This window comes from Paenibacillus sp. FSL k6-2145 (assembly GCF_037976585.1).
In the GTDB taxonomy this organism is placed as follows: Bacteria; Bacillota; Bacilli; order Paenibacillales; family Paenibacillaceae; genus Paenibacillus.
The window spans coordinates 6174505-6188902 of the sequence record NZ_CP150267.1 but is presented as its reverse complement, the minus strand read 5'-3'; the positions used below and the strand labels follow the sequence as shown (position 1 = coordinate 6188902).

The window sequence follows — 14398 nt, the reverse complement described above, 5'->3', positions numbered from 1 at the left end:
ATGCTTGCAATGTCTCAGGGAGCGATTCGGTTGACCTTCCCGATCACTCCAGCAGAGGTACAAATCACAACCGGGAATGAAGTGGATACTTTTAACGTCATTGCCGGACAAGAGCGGACAGGGAAACCCACTTCCAAGTTGCAGCGGGTTTCTTTTACAGCCATTTTGCCCCGCGAGTGGCGCGAACTGTGGGAAACGGACAAGAAACAGACCGTCACTTACAAAAGGCCAGAAACCACGTGGCAACTGCTGGAGAAGTGGAAGCCTAAGCCGGTCGTGATCAACTTTGAAGAATTATTTTCCCAGACCATGTTGATTGAGAACATGGAGATCGTTTATAAAGATGGCCAAGGTAATATCCACATTACAATAAGCTTGGTAGAGCATAAACCTGTCAAAATTATTTCATATAGTAACACGAAGCAACTCCTGAAGCCCGGCGTGATCATCACTAAGTCTAGTAAAAGTAGGCCCAATACGACCAGCAAGAAAGACAAAAAGGATAAGACAAAGAAGTCTAAAGATAAGAAGAAGTCAGAGGATAAAAAGAAAAGTACTGCTGCAGCCAAAGATGCTGCTGATAATGCAACAGGTGCATTTGACTATACAGGGCAAAAAAACAAAATATCTGCAGCGGTAAACAAAGCGAAGTAAGGAGGGCAGTCATGGATAAATTTGCAGTCATATACGGTAAACAGGATTCCAGGTCTGCCTTGACTCCTGCTATAACCGACATTTCTTGGTCATCCCAAAGGGACGAAATCGCGCGAAGCATGACTGTGCGGCTGCGTGATATCCCTACGGTTAGTGTGGCCGGTATGCTGATGTGCTTTTCCCACCGAATCGGCAAGGCACTCCTTCATCACAAAAATCAGTTCTTTCATGGTCCAATCATTGACTATGAGAAAGACGACTTTTCAGGTGTATGGGAGATTAAAGCCCGTGAGATCGGTTGGTATCTGGCCAAGAACAAAGGGACTCGTCCATATCTGAAAGGTGAAGCAGGGGCTGAACTTCAGAAATACATCCAGACGACGGGCGTTGACTTTCGTTGCCCTAAACTCGGCTTTAATCTGGATGAAAGATATGGGACTATGGCACATTCCGAAATCATCCTGGATGTGCTGCAAAAAGCATATGAGCGTAACGGCTACCGCTATCATGTGGATGTCATCCGGACGGAGAAACATTTTTATCTGCAGGTCATTCGTGAAGGGACAAACGAGAGGGTACCCATTTTTGTTCCCGAGCAAATGGAAGCCAGCAGTGCAGGATACAACATGGAGGACACTTACACCGTTGTCACAGCCCAGAAGTACAAGGATGACAAACTATCAGCATCTGTCACTAAAACTGATGCTAGCGCATTAAAGACTTTTGGACGTATGGAAGAAATCATCGAAGTTGAAGAAGATGAGAACCCGACGACAGTTGCAACTCAAAGGTTGAAGGCGATGGCCAAGCCCAAGCAGATTAAGAAGATCACTGTTCGTCATGAGGATCATACTTTGTCGGGACTACGGGCTGGATGGCTCGTGTTGATCAAGACAACCGTCGTCACTAAATGGATCGTGGAGAGTGCCGACACAAGCTGGAGCAATGGGATATTCACGGTCAAGATGGTTTTGGAACGGAGGGAAGCATGATGATGGGTGATGCTATCAAGCTTTTAAAAGAGAAGATGGCGGGGCACATTGATGCACGGGATACCGAACGCGCTACCCTTCTGAGCTGGCCAAACGCCAAAATCGAAGTGGATGGCGATCCGCATCCTTATGAGTCGGGCAAACTCGTCTTTGCGGATTACCTGCAGGAGCAAGAACTTGAAGTCACCTTTGATGTGTTGGAACCATCCCCTTCAGTATTAAAAGGCAAAATGATCATTCCGAGCCCCCTGCAGGTTGGTGATCGACTCCTGGTATCGCGTATGACAGGACAACGTTATTACGTGTTGGGAAAGGGGCGTTGATCCATGGAAGAAGATGAAACGTTATTCCCTGAAATGGAGTTGGAAGAGGTCGATGTCACAGACCTGATGGATAACATCCCTTCAGCGACTAAATGGACATACAAAATAGATTACCGTAACCGCAGGGCTGTCCTGGATGAGTCGGGGCGTCCGGTCCGGACAACCAGTTATGAGGAATTTCTTGTCGAAACCGCCATGAAGATACTTTGCACCGAGCGATTCCAATATGTTGTATACGGCGCTGACATGGGCGTTGAAAAATCTGAGTGGCCAGGTTGGGAAGACACTGAAATTATCCGAGATATTGAAGAAGCGTTAACGGCTCACCCGGAGATTGAGCAAGCCGAGGTTACGTCAATGACACGAGTGGATCGGGGCATGGATTTGACCATCCAAATTACGGGTCTTGTAGGCATGGCTGAATTGAATGAGGTGATCGATACATGAGCTTAACGATTAATGATTTGCCTAAATTCCCTGTTGTCCCTGTACTTGAAGAAACCCCGGATATGATTTATCAACGATGGGTTAACCGGGCTATTACGATGGCCAACGAAAGAGGGCTGCCACCGCCTCCTGTGGGCGAAGGGGAATATTTTTATGACCTTTGGTACCCCATAGCTCAGGAGATCGCTGAACAGCAAGAATTGTGGGGCTATGGTGTGCTGCAATCCACACCGATCTGGGCAGATGATGAATTCTTGGATGCTCATGGATGGGCGGATGGGATGGTCCGGAAAGATGGAGAATCCAACGATGATTATCGGTTGCGTATCTTGGACAGGGCCTTCACAGAAGAGGGCAATGGCCGTCGTAAAGACTATGAAATATGGGCTAAAGAGATTCAAGGCGTGGGTGGTGCTGTCGCAGTAGAAAAGGAACATCATGACAACTCTATCGATCTGTATCTAACAGACATGAACGGTCAACCTATTACTGCTGAGTTTGCGGAGACAGTCAAAACGTTAATGTGGGAGGATTATCGTATTGCTGGTCATGACTTGGCTGTGCATCCGGCTCCGATCTTCCTAGTGACTGTAAATGCCACATTGGAAACAATGGAAGATCTGCAGCAGCTGGCCGAACTGATCCGTCAGCGTGTGACAGCGTACGCCAACGGTCGCAGCAAGTTGTTGTACAACTATATCGCGGCTCTCTTGCTCATACCAGGCGTGGAGAATTACAGTGACTTTACCCTTAATGATGATGTTCAGGACATTGATGTGCCGCCTGTCTCGTTCCTGCAGGTTGAGGTGATGCTGTTATGATTCCCGTTCGGTACCGCGAGGTACTTGCGCCGTACTGGTATGAGAACGAGGTAGCGGACTGGCACTTTGGCGTGATGGAGGAAGAAATCGATCTACGAGCAGAGAAAATGAGCGAACTTGTGAATCAATTTTTACTGCAGCGGTCAACCTGGGGGTTGGATCTGTGGGAATGGATCTACTTCCGGACGGAACAGGTAGGTCTATTGGCTAACCGTCGAGAAGCAATCCGAAGGAAACGACTGGCCAAAAAGCCTTTCAAGTTGCCGATCCTTCGACAAATCGGTTCGCAGTACGGTAAGCTTCTGCAGGTGACGGAAGAGTTTATGACCAAAGAGATCCACTTTGAGTATGACAGCAGCTCCCCAATTAATATGGCGGGGCTATTTACTGATTTTGAATATATTCGGCCAGTTCATATCAATAGAGCTGTGCCGGTGGCCAAAACAATAACACCAGCAATAACAATGACAGGGAAAGGGTACTCGCATTCAGTTGATTTCCCAATTTGCGGATTAGAAATGCCCCTAGAGTTGGGGACGAGTGGCGTACTGGCTACTCAGAACGTCACGGTGGGCTCAGTGACATCACACGCCCGGATTGACAGTCCGATTACAGGATTTGAAATACCCATGCAAGGAGGGACAGCATAATGGCAGATATTATTCAACCGTTAATGCTTGATTATGCGGTGACCGATGCGGATTCACATTTTGACCACGCCCTGGTAAACGTCAGTGGTGAGCTGGTGGAATTTCCGATCTACAATACCGTCATCTCCGGAAGATCGATCCGCAAGTACGTGTTTTTGAACGATACCGAGGTCGTCGGCAAGCAAATCCTTGGTGCGTCTTTGATGGATAACCAGGGTAGAACACTTGCAAATCAGGCGTTGAATGTTGTTAAGAACGATCGGGGATTTCTTATCGGATTTGAATTCAGTATCAAGTTGGAGGTGAAGGCAATTGTATAACAAACAAACGTGGTTGGATGAGATCCCAGATATGACAAAGCCGATTATGGACCCATCAACTGGGAAACAGAAAACTGATCCGCAGACAGGAAGACCATTATTTGAATTGGTTCAGGTGGGTACCCGGATTACCTCAACAAGATTGAACACGATGGAAAGCGGGATAGATGCCGCTCATGGACTTGTTGAGAAACTTGCCAAGGAGATGGGTAGTAATTTTGTCGCTGTGATCGATGGAGTTATGGGGCTACAGTGTAGCGCTCAAGGTCTGATTGCAAGCTGGACAGCAGGTGTGGCGTATGTCAGTGGTCGTCGATATGAGATTACAGCAGGAACCCTACCACTTAATCCGACTCAAGGGCAGTATCTTTATGTGGACGTTGGTGGAGTAGTTAAAAAGACATCATCACAGGCCGCAGCTAAAGCGGGGCTGGTGCTATTTTATGTGGCCACCGACACAAGTGGTGTAATTTCTTCCAACGATCAACGGGTTAACATCGGAATGGATGAGATTCGTCAGGAGATCGATGCGAATACGCTTCACTCCACTAGTAAAGATAACCCACACGAAGTAAACAAGGACCAGATTGGGTTAGGAAACGTTGATAACATCCAGCAAGCAACGAAGACTGAGTTTAATGAACATGTGGGGACCGGCGGAAATGCACATGCAGTAGTTACATCAACAACAGCTGGATTCATGAGTCCGGCTGATAAGAATAAGATCAACGGTATCCAAGCTGGGGCACAAGTAAATGCAGTAACTAGTGTTGCTGGAAAAACCGGAGCAGTTTCGTTGACGAGCAAAGATATTGTTGGACTAAACACAGATAATTTAGCTTTGGCTACAAATGCCACAGCGACCGGAGCCCGTGCTGTAGGTATAGGTTTTAATGTATCTGCGAGTGCGGCACAGTCAGTGGCAATTGGTGATAGGGCTACAACGACAGGAAGCTTTAGCGTTGCAATTGGCGTCTCTTGCGAAGCTACGCAAATTACTTCCATAGCAATTGGCTATGTCGCGAAAGCTACAGGCGACAGTTCCATAGCAATTGGAGATAATGCAAGGGCGAGCGGAGCTGGATCAGTGGCAATAGGTGATGCGGCTGTTTCACTAAACGATTATGAAGGAGTATTAGGCGCATCACACACCACAAAAAATTGGAAAGTGCCGGGTTCTTTATCTGTAGCAGGGACTAAAAATTTTGAAATCCCACATCCAGCTCCACACAAGAAAGCTACTCACGTCATACGTCACGGAGCTGTAGAGAGCCCGACTTCTGGGGATACGCTCTATCGATACACCGTTGAAGCAGCTATCGATGGGGAAACTGTTGAAATACAGTTGCCCGATTACTTTGAACATCTGAACATAAACGTTGATGTTTGGGTAAACGGGCACATGCATTTTGGTCGTGCTTTTGGATGGACTGAAGGCGACAAACTGAAAGTAACGTGTGAAAAGGCAGGGACCTACAAAACTCTCATCATAGGAACACGGAATGATGACAATGTTCAGGAATGGTATTTCAAAGGAGTTGAGCGAGAAATAGGTGAAAGCTGGCTTGGTGAAACATATGTGTTTGAAGTGGAAGAAATCATAGAAATCGAAGAATTCAAGGAGGTCATATCAAAATGAGTATCAATATCAAATCGTCTGTTATTCAATTTCGTAACCCACAAATAGGCCAACCGACTCGGGCGGTGGTAGAACATTATTACGGGCGCAGAGTTATTGCTGACATCGATGGTACGGATCAGACATTTAAATTTGTACCATCTGAATTACACTTTGAAGCAACAGAGGAAGAAATTATCATGGCTATTAGTATGAAAATCAATTAAGCGCCGAAGGGCATTTTTTTTGCCTTTTGGAGTTTTCAGGGGGCTATTTACTTTAAATGATGGGGGATATGAATTTGGAGAACGTGGGGAAATGGGTTTTGGCCGTAGGAAGCTGGCTGGTGTCTTACTTATTTGGGGGTTGGTCTGGAGTGTTAGGAGTATTGCTGTTCTTCGTTATTTTGGATTATTTGACGGGTGTGGTGGCTGCCGGATCTATTGGAGGATTAAAAAGCAAAATTGGCCTTATCGGGATTGCCCGGAAGGTCTTTATTTTTGCGATGGTGGCTGTCGGTCACTTGGTGGATGGCATCCTTGGTGATGGCCACTTATTCAGGGATACAGTGGCGTTCTTTTACATTGCAAACGAACTACTGTCTATCACCGAAAACGGTGGCAAATTGGGCGCGCCTATCCCTGCCGTGATCAAGCAGGCTATTGAAGTGTTGAAAGGCAAAGGTGGCAATGACAACGATAAAGGAGCTGGTACAGGTGCAAGCACGTAAGGATGGAAACGTTCAAGGGATCGATGTTTCCCGTTACCAGGGCAAGATTGATTGGCTGCAGGTGAAGGCAGATAAACGGGAATTTGTTTTCATTAAGGCTACTGAAGGCAAAACATACACAGATCCGAACTTTGTGGCCAACGTTAAAGGGGCGTTGTCGGCTGGGTTGCTGGTTGGTACGTATCATTTCTTGCGGGCCACATCAGCAGTTGCAGCAAAGGCTGAAGCAGTTCATTATGCGAAATCCCTCGAGGAGATTGGCGGGGCAAAAGCATTGCAGTTACCGCCTGTGATGGACTACGAGAACAATCCTGATGGTATCAGCAAGGCACAGATCAACATTGTGGCCAAAGCTTTCTTGGTTGAGCTGGAGCGACTGACAGGGATCAAACCGATTATTTATACGGGCAACTCGTTCGCCGCCAATTTTGATATTGGCCTATCCGGTTATGATCTTTGGATTGCACGTTATAGTAACACTCGTGTCCCGGATGATCAGCCCGCATGGAAGACCTGGACCATATTTCAATATAGCGATTCAGGCAAAATACCAGGCATTGCCGGTAACGTGGATCTGAATGAGTTCAATGGATCGTTAGCGGATCTCAAGAAACGATATGGAAGGGAGCCAAACATGAGTAATCCATTTGAAGGATACCGGCTCACAAGTTCGTTCGGAATGCGGACACATCCGGTGTCAGGAGAGAAGAAGTTTCACAGGGGCGTGGATCTCGTTGTCACACCTGCAGACGGTCCCATCCATGCTTTTGTAGCTGGAGAGGTAATTCACGCTAAATTGGGTGTGTCCGGATCCGGCTTCGGTAATTACGGTGTGACTGTTGCCATTAAGGACGACAAAGGTTATCTGCACGTTTACGCCCATTTATCAGCTGCAGGCGTAAAAGTTGGCCAACAAGTAAAACGTGGCCAACTGATCGGTAAGCAAGGCAGTACCGGCATCAGCAGCGGGGCGCATTTGCATTATGAAGTTCGCAAAGCCTTTGGTCCGCAATATGGTTATACGACCACAGAAGCGGGAGTTGTAGAGCCGACACAATACTTAATCAACTATTATGGGCAAGCGCCTATTAAGGAGGACAAGCCAGTGACGGTAAGGGATATCAATGTGCCGAGCAAGTGGGCAGAAGCGGCATGGGCTGAGGTTACAGCCAATGGGTATTACGATGGCACACAGCCAGGTGCGGTAATTACACGAGAGGAATCAGCAATTGTGATGAATAGGCTAAGGAAAAATATCCTGAAGCTGATTGCAGGGATTAACGGAAACGTGGCCGACATGGATGAGCGTCTTAAGAAGATTGAAGCAGAAGGATAATTGTGGTATTTTAAAGTCGAATCTAAAAGCATCGGTAAAAAAGACCTGCATAACCTTCATCGGTTAGCAGGTCTTTTTTTGATTTAATCATTTACCCTATTTTTTAAAACGGACTGTTTGAACTCCACTTCCGGGATTATTAAACATGAGTGTACTAGCGTTTACTACAGTAGAACCAGCCACACAGGCACCTCCTGCTTGCATTGGGAAAACGATCGTAACCGATTCTTCACCAGATGTAAGGAATATTGAGGTGTGAATAAAAACTCTAGTACCTGCAGGTATCGTATAGCCGTTCGTCAAAGGAATTGGAGATGGAATAGTATAGAATTGACCAATGATATTACTAAATGGAGCCCGTTGATTATTTCTTTTCATTGTTTTGTTGACCTCGTTTCTGTTTGTTTTTATTACACATTATTGTATATGATTGGGTGGTTGTCTCTGATACAAACACTTATAATTTTGGGCTGTTGGTAAAAAAGACACTGCTGGAATTATTCCGGCAGTGTCTTTTTTTGTTACATATATATTTTTATCAAGCAGCGTGTCCGGCTCTTATTTGTCTGAAGCTCAGCGGTAGCCTTGCGACCAAGTAAACGTTTGACGATCCGAACCGCTTGATAGTATTTATAAGAATGAACTTCATAGTTATTATTATTCTCTATTTCGAATTGGCATGGACAACGAACAATGATTTATTTCATTTAACGGTACCCACTCAACACCATCCTGATGTTTGCATTTCACTCTTTTTTTGTCGGATGACATTTCAATCTTTCCTATGTACTTCGAATTATCCTCAAAAACTAAACAAACTTCATATAGCTTTGCCTCAGCTAAAAGCAAATCCTTAATCATACTTCCCCTCCATTTCCATTATTTATTTACAGTATAACATGTGGTCTTATATTTTTGGTGAGGAAAAGAAATTAAAGTACAGAATGATATCAGCATCCCCCTCAGACACTTGAAATAAATAAAGAGCAGGAGGTATAACCTCGCTCGCTGCTCTTTATTCGCTTCACTGTGACTGGAGAATTCCAGGATTAGTATATAAGGTCTATTTGATAGTTCCTATATAATTCTTGGCTTTAAATTTTTGCCCCCATATGGAGCGATAAACCTGACTCCCAAACTTAAAGGAAAATTCTTCTTGTCAGCTCATGGTAAATGGTGGTAATATCATTTCGACGAGTACGACAGGTCCTGTGACACCACAATGTGGGTTGTGGGATAAGAATGGTCGAAAACGCGTTGCTAAATTACATAATTTGTACAGTATTCTGTGCTAGCGATTCGTATAACCTCAAATTTGCGAAACAAGTCTGTTTAGTGTAAGGTTTTTAACTCGCAAATTGTATGCTGGATTGTGCGTGTTCGCATATGTACTGCGGTTTGTTCCTTCTAACCGTCGGCAACTCCGTATAGCCTTTCTTATTTCGACAAGGATCTGCATTTATGTAGGTCTATTTTTTGTTGGAAATAAGAACTCTGCGGACTCGTACAACAGCACACTTAGGAGGTTAAACCTTGAACAACTCATCTAAGCAAGCCAGTCTAGAAAACATCACGCAAGAAGGTGCACCTTTACTTGCCAAAAACTCGCCAGTAAATGAAGAAGAAGGACTGGGGCTCTTTAATCCTGAACGTATGTACGAATCATTGCGTATTACAGAATTCGAGATAACTAGTGGATTGGGAGAAATAATTGACAATAGTATGGAAGCGGGCGCTAAAGACGTTTGGGTTAAAATTGAAACCGAAAAGCGTAAGGATGTAACTTCTAAGAAAGAAGTAGAGGTAATTTCAGAGATAGCTATAATCGACAATGGTTGTGGGATGAATTCCAATGTATTAAATCGTTGTTTAGTCCTAGGTGACACTATTCGCCCACCGAAACTAGGTGGAGCGAAAGGAATTGGTAAATTTGGGGTGGGTCTTACTCTTGGTGGGGTATCCTTGGCTCGTCGTGTCGAGGTATACTCGCGTGACAATAAGAACAACGAGTTCTCCTATACTTATCTTGACTTGGATATGGTGGCTAAAAATGACCAAATGTCGATTCCGTATCCTGTTCAAAAGAAACCACCAGAGAATTATGCTAAATATCTAGAGAATGATACCGGAACAATAGTTTTGTTAGTATCTTGTGATCGTCTTCAATATGATTTTATAAAGAATAAGCAGATTAATGCAAGTGAGCAAATTGCGGGTTTATCACACTTTTTTGGGCGTACTTATCGTAAATTTATCTATGCAGGTACTAAAATTCATGTAAATGACGAGAAAGTATTTCTCCACGACCCGTTATACAAAATGGGCCCTACTAGATTTGAGATTAATGGAACAGTCGAAAAGAAAGCTACTCTATGGGGAAAAACAGAAACGTTTCCGTTGGAGATTCCTAATTCCGGAGGTAAAAAAGGAATTGTTACTATTACAATGACATTATTACCGATAGAATGGCGCAAAAAATATGGTGATGGCGGGAATCAGTTTTCTAAGGATAGGAAAATTCCGGAAAATGAAGGGGTCTCTATCTTACGTGCTAATCGTGAAGTTCTATATACAACTGTGCCTTACATTATTGGTAAGCGCGGCTCTGCACGTTTCATGAATATTGATAGATGGTGGGGATGTGAGATTTCCTTTCCACCAGAATTAGACGAGTATTTTACAGTTAGATATATAAAACGTGGAGCAGAACCAGTTCCATCTTTGCGAGAGAAGATTAGGGATATTATCTCTGATGCAGTTGAAGATCTTAGAATACAAATTCAGAGAGACTTCAATGAAGAGAAGCAAAGAGCAGCTAAAGAAGATGGGATTTTTGATGATGCAGAAAAGGCCATGTCTGAAGCAGAATCATTCTTACCTAAGGGTAAGCAAGGTGCAGACATCAGCAAAGAAAATGAAGAAGAAATTTTGGATGATATAGCCACAAAGGCGGCTGATAACGACAGTGCAAAAACTAAGGACGATAAAAAGCGAGAACTTGCTGATAAGCCCTACAGTATCGTACCTGTCAACTTACCAGAGATGTTCTTTTTTGAAACAATCCATGTTTTAGGGAAAATCGTTATTCAACTTAATGTCAATCATCCGTTCTATAAACATGTCTTCGAGCCACTTTGTGGTTCGATTGAATTACTTGACGATGAAGAAGCTAATTCTGCAGATACGGAAGAAAAGCGTAAAGTACGTCAAGCAATCATGTTAATGTTGCTTAGTTATGCTAAGTCAGAATCGTTTTTTACTGATACACAACAAATTAGCATGTTACAGCAATTAAGGATGCAATGGGGGATGACATTAGGAGCAGTAATCAATAACACAGCAGAGAAGGAGTGGTAATAGTTTGAATTCCTCTCTAGTCCCGATTCTTTTTACACCTGAAGTCATAAGAAAGAGTGTTATCCCCAATAGAACTGGCGTATATTTGCTTGGAAATGACGTTGATGGTTTTGAGGTGAGATATGTGGGACGTTCGGATAATTGTGTTAAAACAAGGCTCTTAAGTCATAACCACATATACAAGTACGATTATTTTGTATTGCTATATGCTGGATCTGAGGTTGAGGCTTTTTGGATGGAATGCCAATACTGGCATGTATTCCATAAGAGTCATATTTCGAATAAAATACACCCCGCCTCCCCACCCAAAAAGCAATTAGAGTGTCCCTACTGTCACTTTACATCAAATGTTGTAAAATTGCTTGGATAACTATAGTTCAGTTGAACATTCTTTTGCTTGATACGAACCCAAACAAGCTGGAACGGATGAGCAACTTACGCAATCGATAAACAAGATAACAACAAAGGGCTGTTTAAGAGTCGTAAAGGCCACATCTTGTTAGATCAGGTCCTGACGTTTGAAGTAAGTGAATACTAATCAACTTTTATTAGATTAAGGAGAAAAGGCTCCATCAGTGATAAACTGATGGAGCCTTAGTTATGTTACATGTATAGTTTAATCAGGCAATGTGTCCGAAGCTTATTTGTCCGCAGCGTAGCGGATACCTTGCGGCCCGGTAATCGCTTGACGATCCAGACAGCCTGATAATGAGCATCCTTCACTGAATTTTGAAGCATAAAATTCATTTCTTTTGTATAAGAAACTGGGTAACATTACGGCTTAGTAAACCTAACTTAATTGACTTGCTAAAACCTTCCAACCCTGCATATAAAGTCTCATGATTAATATTCATTCGTTGTAAATTATCCCAAGTATCCAATATGAATTTCCTAGGGAAAATGAATTTGAAAGCCACAATATCACCGTTTTGGTCAATTCTTCCTTCATTTAATTGATAATTCAATAATATTTTATCAAATTGTTCATAATTTTCGTTTGATACTATAAATAAGCCTTGTTGCCGTCTAAGTCTTTCGTTTTTCCTAAGTGGCTCATATGTCTTAAAATATGACGGATCACTAGTAAAACCTAACGATGGCGGTTTTATCAGTAATTCGTCATTTTCATCTACGAGCCTATGATTATAATTTAAAAAATTTTTAATTTTTAGTGCATAGATACAAAAATCTGAGGTTGCACCATCTACAGCAAAAAAAGCCCCAACATATGGCGAATATGTCCAATCAAGCAAACGAGTCGGGGCGCCATAATGTTGCATTAATGACCAAGCTTCTAAAAAGTAAAGATCTCTCTCTTTTGAATTTATTTCTTTTGGTTCATATAAAGTATGAGTTGAGTAAAGATTATACGATGAAATAAATTCTTTAGTCATTTCCATTTCTGCCAAGTTGTAATTTATTCCAATTTCCAAGTTGATGTATTCATTGAATATATGTACCTTATCAAACTCTCTATGTAATGAAGTAACTATTTTCCATTCTGCATTTGATTGTCCCCGATATATCCATTGTCCTCGGGGAAATGTGCTAACTAATTCTTCGAATTCCCTCCATGATTTCAACACAACTTCTAACCACACAATAAAATACATCCCTTCAATTAAACTATCTTTAATTTATCATTTCTGTCCCAATATTCCAACACAACATTTAAAAGAAGTTATTAACCGTCTATTACTGTAATGACCGCTTTAATTTAATGTAGATACTACTTATTCTTTTGACTGATTCTTTCTGTTAAATAAGGAGCGTATATTCGCATATACTATTAAAAAACAAACAAATGTTCTGTTTTTTGGAGGGGTGAATATGCGAGTTAAATACATGGGTTGGTTAGTTGAAATCATTTATCAACACCAGTCGGGAAAGATTACGAAGCGTCGCATTCAGATTAAGAACATTCGATCTGTAATGATCAAATCAGACGACCTTCTGCCTGACCAGCCCCGTACATACGGGAATAAGAACTGCTGACGTGTCATCCGATCAAGACGATAGCATAGGAGGAATGACAGATGCTGAGCGATTATCAACGGAAAGTGCTGAGAATATGTACAACTACAACGGAGGCGGTGATGCTTCCCATAGCCTCTGAATATCAAATCTAATTGAACAGTGTGGAAGGAGTAGAATTTTTATTGAAACGATAATGTTTAATATGCGTACTGTAACATATATGGAATTATATAAATATGAATGGGGGAGAAGCTTTGAAAGACAAGCGAAACAAGGAAAGGCGTTTTAACAGTGTAAAGAGAGAAAAAGAAATGCGAAAACGTCAAAAAAAGAACGCGACAAGCAAAAAAAATACCCAAATTAAGATGCGAAGCCAAGAAGTGTTTCTTTCTCCACTGGAACGAGTGCTTGCAAAAGTACATCGTCGGGAAGCTAAAGTTCTCAAGCACTTAAGGAAGTATAGTTCTTTTATCAATAGTAAGAAGTTTTTGAAATATCCAGTTCAATTAATTGGATGGATAAGTCTTATTCAAGTTCTTCTTGTTATTGGAATTGCTCCATTAAAGCTTATGTTCACAGGACTTTTTCAGCTACCAAGCATGGGGGACATATTTACATATCTCTTCGGGATGAAAGATGCGATTTTTTCAGCTTCTCCAATTAAAAATTTCCTGGATCAACTGGTTACTTTGATATTTGGCGTTGGATCTTTCGCATTTATCATCACACTGGTTGATGTGGAAAAAATTGCTAATGAATCGGTTTTAAAAGGTACGAAATTTCCAACACGGAAATTTATCATTGCTTATTTCTCAGCATACTCCGCTGTGAAGAATTTATTTATGCCAGAGATATTCATTCTCTTGGTTTCTGGCCTACTTTTATTCGCAGTAATGAGGTACTTCAAACTTAATGATCAAAGAAAGAACGATCCTGTTGGCTTTGAACGTAGTAGATTACTCCTTCAAGAGGATAAGATCAAACTATCGGATGGTTCGTATTATAACGTGGTAACTGGTGAGATTTCAAAAGTAAAAGGACAGAAGCAAAAAGGAATGAAACGTGCATCATAAAAAGTTATATACTAAAAGTCTAAGGAAGCTCAGGCTTTTTAAGATATTTAATACGTATAATTATAGTCTCCAAATTATTCTTTTTATGAATTACAACTAG

At 42.4% G+C, this 14398-nt stretch carries 16 protein-coding genes and 1 pseudogene; 14 read left to right on the top strand and 3 right to left on the bottom strand.

Going from position 1 to position 14398, the window contains the following annotated elements:
* The 12 genes and pseudogenes from NZ043_RS27225 (at nt 1) to NZ043_RS27170 (ending at nt 7891) form a co-directional block, all read left to right on the top strand.
* Entirely contained in the window at nt 1-654 is a 654-nt protein-coding gene (locus tag NZ043_RS27225; RefSeq protein ID WP_339309722.1) for a hypothetical protein, read from the top strand.
* 11 nt (nt 655-665) lie between these two features.
* Complete coding sequence (locus tag NZ043_RS27220; protein WP_339309721.1) at nt 666-1646, top strand: hypothetical protein; 981 nt, start codon at nt 666-668, stop codon at nt 1644-1646.
* Nucleotides 1643-1969, top strand: coding sequence for a hypothetical protein (locus NZ043_RS27215; RefSeq protein WP_339309720.1), 327 nt, complete (start codon nt 1643-1645; stop codon nt 1967-1969). Before NZ043_RS27220 ends, NZ043_RS27215 begins: the two co-directional genes overlap by 4 nt.
* Before the next feature lie 3 nt (nt 1970-1972).
* Nucleotides 1973-2416: a DUF2634 domain-containing protein gene (locus tag NZ043_RS27210; RefSeq protein ID WP_339309719.1), complete on the top strand. Its 444-nt coding sequence runs from the start codon at nt 1973-1975 to the stop codon at nt 2414-2416.
* Complete coding sequence (locus NZ043_RS27205) at nt 2413-3237, top strand: baseplate J/gp47 family protein (protein ID WP_339309718.1); 825 nt, start codon at nt 2413-2415, stop codon at nt 3235-3237. The genes NZ043_RS27210 and NZ043_RS27205 overlap by 4 nt, the downstream gene beginning before the upstream one ends.
* Nucleotides 3234-3887, top strand: a complete 654-nt coding sequence (locus NZ043_RS27200) for a hypothetical protein (protein ID WP_339309717.1) — start codon at nt 3234-3236, stop codon at nt 3885-3887. The genes NZ043_RS27205 and NZ043_RS27200 overlap by 4 nt, the downstream gene beginning before the upstream one ends.
* Entirely contained in the window at nt 3887-4207 is a 321-nt protein-coding gene (locus tag NZ043_RS27195; protein WP_339309716.1) for a hypothetical protein, read from the top strand. Before NZ043_RS27200 ends, NZ043_RS27195 begins: the two co-directional genes overlap by 1 nt.
* 556 nt (nt 4208-4763) lie before the next feature.
* Nucleotides 4764-4853: pseudogene (locus NZ043_RS27190) on the top strand (hypothetical protein); the annotation flags it as partial.
* A gap of 54 nt (nt 4854-4907) precedes the next feature.
* Nucleotides 4908-5846 (top strand): hypothetical protein, encoded by a 939-nt coding sequence (locus NZ043_RS27185; RefSeq protein WP_339312888.1) that lies wholly within the window; start codon nt 4908-4910, stop codon nt 5844-5846.
* Nucleotides 5843-6052: a hypothetical protein gene (locus NZ043_RS27180; RefSeq protein ID WP_339309715.1), complete on the top strand. Its 210-nt coding sequence runs from the start codon at nt 5843-5845 to the stop codon at nt 6050-6052. Before NZ043_RS27185 ends, NZ043_RS27180 begins: the two co-directional genes overlap by 4 nt.
* 68 nt (nt 6053-6120) lie before the next feature.
* Nucleotides 6121-6555, top strand: a complete 435-nt coding sequence (locus tag NZ043_RS27175) for a phage holin family protein (RefSeq protein ID WP_339312885.1) — start codon at nt 6121-6123, stop codon at nt 6553-6555.
* Nucleotides 6542-7891 carry a GH25 family lysozyme gene (locus NZ043_RS27170; RefSeq protein ID WP_339309714.1) on the top strand — a complete coding sequence of 450 codons (1350 nt, stop codon included), beginning with the start codon at nt 6542-6544 and terminating at the stop codon, nt 7889-7891. Before NZ043_RS27175 ends, NZ043_RS27170 begins: the two co-directional genes overlap by 14 nt.
* Nucleotides 7892-7987: 96 nt before the next feature.
* On the opposite strand, the gene NZ043_RS27165 is transcribed toward NZ043_RS27170, so the two are convergent.
* Together NZ043_RS27165 and NZ043_RS27160 are read right to left on the bottom strand one after the other, a co-directional pair.
* Nucleotides 7988-8269, bottom strand: a complete 282-nt coding sequence (locus NZ043_RS27165; RefSeq protein WP_339309713.1) for a hypothetical protein — start codon at nt 8267-8269, stop codon at nt 7988-7990.
* 279 nt (nt 8270-8548) lie between these two features.
* Entirely contained in the window at nt 8549-8752 is a 204-nt protein-coding gene (locus NZ043_RS27160; RefSeq protein ID WP_339309712.1) for a hypothetical protein, read from the bottom strand.
* A gap of 672 nt (nt 8753-9424) precedes the next feature.
* Between NZ043_RS27160 and NZ043_RS27155 the strand changes: the two genes are divergently transcribed.
* A complete protein-coding gene (locus tag NZ043_RS27155) occupies nt 9425-11248 on the top strand; it encodes an ATP-binding protein (RefSeq protein ID WP_339309711.1) in 1824 nt (607 codons plus the stop codon).
* A 743-nt stretch (nt 11249-11991) separates the two neighbouring features.
* Here the strand turns inward: NZ043_RS27155 and NZ043_RS27150 are convergent.
* Nucleotides 11992-12849 carry an FRG domain-containing protein gene (locus tag NZ043_RS27150; RefSeq protein WP_339309710.1) on the bottom strand — a complete coding sequence of 286 codons (858 nt, stop codon included), beginning with the start codon at nt 12847-12849 and terminating at the stop codon, nt 11992-11994.
* A 630-nt stretch (nt 12850-13479) separates the two neighbouring features.
* Here NZ043_RS27150 and NZ043_RS27145 point away from each other — a divergent pair.
* Nucleotides 13480-14298 (top strand): hypothetical protein, encoded by an 819-nt coding sequence (locus NZ043_RS27145; protein WP_339309709.1) that lies wholly within the window; start codon nt 13480-13482, stop codon nt 14296-14298.
* Nucleotides 14299-14398: the final 100 nt, after the last annotated feature.

Bases quoted from the DNA above. Each gene is read 5' to 3' on its own strand.
- NZ043_RS27225 (WP_339309722.1), top strand. From the start codon at position 1: ATGCTTGCAATGTCTCAGGGAGCGATTCGGTTGACCTTCCCGATCACT.
- NZ043_RS27220 (WP_339309721.1), top strand. From the start codon at position 666: ATGGATAAATTTGCAGTCATATACGGTAAACAGGATTCCAGGTCTGCC.
- NZ043_RS27215 (WP_339309720.1), top strand. From the start codon at position 1,643: ATGATGATGGGTGATGCTATCAAGCTTTTAAAAGAGAAGATGGCGGGG.
- NZ043_RS27210 (WP_339309719.1), top strand. From the start codon at position 1,973: ATGGAAGAAGATGAAACGTTATTCCCTGAAATGGAGTTGGAAGAGGTC.
- NZ043_RS27205 (WP_339309718.1), top strand. From the start codon at position 2,413: ATGAGCTTAACGATTAATGATTTGCCTAAATTCCCTGTTGTCCCTGTA.
- NZ043_RS27200 (WP_339309717.1), top strand. From the start codon at position 3,234: ATGATTCCCGTTCGGTACCGCGAGGTACTTGCGCCGTACTGGTATGAG.
- NZ043_RS27195 (WP_339309716.1), top strand. From the start codon at position 3,887: ATGGCAGATATTATTCAACCGTTAATGCTTGATTATGCGGTGACCGAT.
- NZ043_RS27185 (WP_339312888.1), top strand. From the start codon at position 4,908: ATGAGTCCGGCTGATAAGAATAAGATCAACGGTATCCAAGCTGGGGCA.
- NZ043_RS27180 (WP_339309715.1), top strand. From the start codon at position 5,843: ATGAGTATCAATATCAAATCGTCTGTTATTCAATTTCGTAACCCACAA.
- NZ043_RS27175 (WP_339312885.1), top strand. From the start codon at position 6,121: ATGAATTTGGAGAACGTGGGGAAATGGGTTTTGGCCGTAGGAAGCTGG.
- NZ043_RS27165 (WP_339309713.1), bottom strand. From the start codon at position 8,269: ATGAAAAGAAATAATCAACGGGCTCCATTTAGTAATATCATTGGTCAA.
- NZ043_RS27160 (WP_339309712.1), bottom strand. From the start codon at position 8,752: ATGATTAAGGATTTGCTTTTAGCTGAGGCAAAGCTATATGAAGTTTGT.